Annotated in this window: 3 protein-coding genes; all 3 read left to right on the plus strand. The window is 50.8% G+C overall.

Translation table 11 applies throughout. The annotated features are described in order from the left end of the window. Positions 1-137 precede the first annotated feature (137 nt). On the plus strand, positions 138-1,367 hold the full coding sequence (locus PHV74_15405) for a hypothetical protein (GenBank protein ID MDD5095739.1): 1,230 nt from the start codon (positions 138-140) through the stop codon (positions 1,365-1,367). Beyond that, positions 1,367-1,966, plus strand: a complete 600-nt coding sequence (locus PHV74_15410) for a hypothetical protein (protein MDD5095740.1) — start codon at positions 1,367-1,369, stop codon at positions 1,964-1,966. Before PHV74_15405 ends, PHV74_15410 begins: the two co-directional genes overlap by 1 nt. Before the next feature lie 141 nt (positions 1,967-2,107). Next, on the plus strand, positions 2,108-3,376 hold the full coding sequence (locus PHV74_15415; GenBank protein ID MDD5095741.1) for an IS110 family transposase: 1,269 nt from the start codon (positions 2,108-2,110) through the stop codon (positions 3,374-3,376). Positions 3,377-3,647 lie beyond the last annotated feature (271 nt).

A 3,647-nucleotide genomic window follows, 5' to 3' on the forward strand; every position in this document is an offset into this window, starting at 1 on the left:
GGGCAAGTAATAGTTGAAATGGTCAAAACATCGGTCAATGGTCGGTCAAATAGTCAAATGGTCAAATCACATGACACGAGACACGGGAAATGACAGCGAAATTAGCCTGGAAAATAACTACGTAGAGGAGGACGATAATGAAGGAAATATCGAGAACAAAGAAAGTGGAGGTAGCCCGGTGCTATCTCCTTGGCTGCACCTATGGGGAGATGGAACAATACACTGGAGTGTCTCACGGCAGTATTGCCAATATTGTCCGGGAATTGGAAACCGGTAAACTCGATATCCCCGGTACCCCCTCCGACCAGGTAAATGACCTTCGTCAGCTCTCACTTGACCTCAAGAAGAAGGGCTTGTCGGCTTCGCAGGCTGTGCTTGGTCTCTCACTCTTCGAAAAGGCTCATGAACTGGACATTGTCCCAGAGCATTTTAAGCGCTGGGCCCAACTGATAAGCAAATTCAATCCACCAGATTTTCCGACCGCTGGTTTTTTGGGAGCAGCCATAAGACTCTACCAGTTGGAAGAGGCTGAAGGAAAGACATTCGAGACAGTGATTGAGGAATATAGGAAAGGAAAAGAAGACATAGAGAAACTAAAGATGGACACCACTTCTCTGCACAAGAAGAAGGCAAAGCTGTCTAAAGAGGTTGCTTCTACGTCAGCCCATGTGTATAAGTTGGGGAAGGGTAAGGCCAAACTGGAGACCGAAGTCGGTGTGCTGACTGACAGCGCCAAGGGGCTCCAGTCCAGAATCGATAAAAGCAGGCTGGCGCGCACCGCACTTGATAAGGAAATACAAGAGCTACAGCAGAAGAAGACTACATTGTCAGCACAGGTCGATGGCAAGCAGGCATCCGTGGTTCGGCTGAACACTATCGGTTTGTACGACGAGGACCTGCTCCGTTTAAGAGCCATTATTGAGAGAATGGCTTTAGAGGCTGGCACTGGTGAAAACGAGGTCAAGCAGAGGTTCTTTACAGCACTGGGTACCTTCAAGAGCATCACCGAGTTGCAGGAGTGTCAGGCGGCGGAAATGGTGAAACTTGAGGATTTGACCAGCAAAATATCACTGCTGACCGGCCAGATAATGGAGCTCGAGAAGCAACGGGATATTCTCAGAAACGAGATTACGGAGAGCGCCGCTTCAACCATCCAGCAGATAGCGGACACGGGACAGAAAGCGGTCACGCAGTTGCAGCAACAGGCGGATAACATGAAGGGAGAGCTCGATGGCCTATTCGCCGAGGCTATGAGGGTAGCTGGAGTAATCGGGGAGATGAAGGCGATGGTTGAGAAAGGCGAAGACTCCGAAAATACCCTGAGTAGTCTCATCGAAGAGGTTACAGGTCGAGTAGGGAGAAATTGATGAAATATTCGGAGTTCAAGGAGACCGTTGATGGGCTCGGTCAAGAGGTCCTCCTGATAGAAAGACGTGCTCACCAGCTGTCCGCTCGGTTTCAAACCATGTGTACGCTGACAGAAGTGCTCAAAACAGATATTCTTGCACGGCGACTTACGAATCTGAGAAAGTCGCTAGCCCGACAGGCAGGTTTCGAGTCAATGGGCAAAGATGGTAAGAAACTGGGAGTTGGCATAGCAACTGCCTTGGCCGGACTAATCCTGGGCGGAGCCCTGAATCGAAACGGGCTCTCTGCTCTGGCTTTTGCGATGTCAGGCTTGGATGGCGCTGTACAAGAACTGGGGAAGTCCAGCTGGGCCGTGTCTCTGGATCAGGACTTGTTGGTTGTCTCCAGGGATAGGCTTACACCAGAACGCACCTGGGTTACGATGGAAAGTCTGGTAGTATGCCTAAAGGAGTTGAGAGAGAAAGCTCGCAATGGAGAACCGTGTGGCAACCTGATTCCAATGATCGAAAAACTGAAGCTCGGACATTCAAAGCTTGATTATCTGCCGTCTGTCTCTCAATGGGTCGCCATTTCACGGGATGGTGATGCCAGCGGCTAGTTACAACGCTTATCCTCGAGAGCGATTTCAATCCAACATTCCGATGAATTAGTATATTGGGCAACGGAAAGAGATAGCTCCAGCTACAATGGAAACGGTGGTCGTACAAACACCGAATCTAAAGAGGAGGAGCTATCTCAAATGCAGAATACCGCAGCCCAGAAAATGAAGCAAGTACCCGAAGGTTACCTAATCGTGGGAATAGACCCCCACAAGAAAAAGCACGCCGCAGTGGCTATTACTCAGGACTTAACCACGCGCGACAGATTCAAGTTTGACAACACAAAGGAAGGGCTTGAATTCATGTTACGCCGCGTCAGGACAGAAATAGTGAGATCAGGTTGCTTCGGCGTTATGTTTGCCATCGAGACTGGCGGCCACTATTGGCGAAACGTAGCGTACTTCTTGAACGAGCGAGGTATTTCTTTTCGCTTCATCAACCAGTATACGTTGAAGCGGAGGCGGGAAGGGAAAGACCTTAATCGCCGGAAAAATGACTACCGGGACGGCGAGGTTGCGGCACAGCTCTTATGTACGGGCGAGTTTGTAGAGAGCACCGTTCCTCAAGGCGTCTACGCCGAGTTGCGAACTGCCCATAATGCTTACCGGCGGCTGGTCAAGGAAAGGACCAGGATCACCAACCTAATGAAAGGCCTGCTTGATGGGCTTTTCCCGGAGTTCGTCCATGTCTTCAAGGACCCGTGTGCAGTGACCGCTCTCTGTGTAATCTCGTGTTGCGCTGTCCCTGGTGTGATTGTTGGAATGACGGCGGACGAATTCGTTGCCACTATCGAAGCTCACTATCATGGTCATCGTCTGATGCGGAGAAAATTGCGAGCTCTCCATCAGGTCGCGATAACATCTATTGGTATTGCAGCGGGTGCCCGGTCTGTGGCTTGTGAGATTGCTTTTCTAGTAGAGAAGCTCGAACTCATCAAAAGACAAATCTGCGCTATTGAGCAAACACTGGTTGAGTTAGTGGATGAAACAGAGGAAGGCAAGTATATGCTCTCGATAACCGGACTTAATTACATCGCGGTGGCCGGCTTGCTTGCGGAACTTGGCTGCTTCAAGTCATACCGGACCGCAAAGCAAATGATAAAGATGGCTGGCAGCAATCCTACCGAGTCAGAGTCGGCGGGGAAACGGAGCACCCATACGCCTATGAGTAAGCAAGGACGGCCGGTGTTGAGATACTGCGCCTGGACTTCGGTTATTCCAATGCTCCGATTCAATGCGGATTTTCGTGCTTGGGCAAAACAGAAGCGGGAGAGGCCGGCCCATGCCCACCCTCTCAACGGAAGAGAGGTTGTGGGAGCTGCTTTGAACAGACTCTTGCGCTTATCATTCGCCCTGGTGAAGAATCGGACTTTGTATCGGTCGCCGCGTCTAGTGCTGGTGACCAGTTAGGAGGAATTTACGAGACATCAGGTGGGCAGGGAGACGCCGTTCGATGTTTTGGGGGCTCATCTGAGCAAACCCGTGTGCACAACATGGTGCCCCTGCCCTCCTGGCCAAACCCGTATGAGGTATGATGGGACTCCCGATAATATCGGGATGATCTCGCATCTGACGGCTAAGTTGGGAGCCAGGTAAAGAGAGGCTAGGGTCTGCCCACCGGTGTAAGAACAGGAGGATATTTGGCGGGAGCTATTGACCTTGGGGATTATAGTATGTTGTG

The sequence above is a fragment of the Dehalococcoidia bacterium genome (assembly GCA_028711995.1).
Classification (GTDB): domain Bacteria; phylum Chloroflexota; class Dehalococcoidia; order SZUA-161; family SpSt-899; genus JAQTRE01.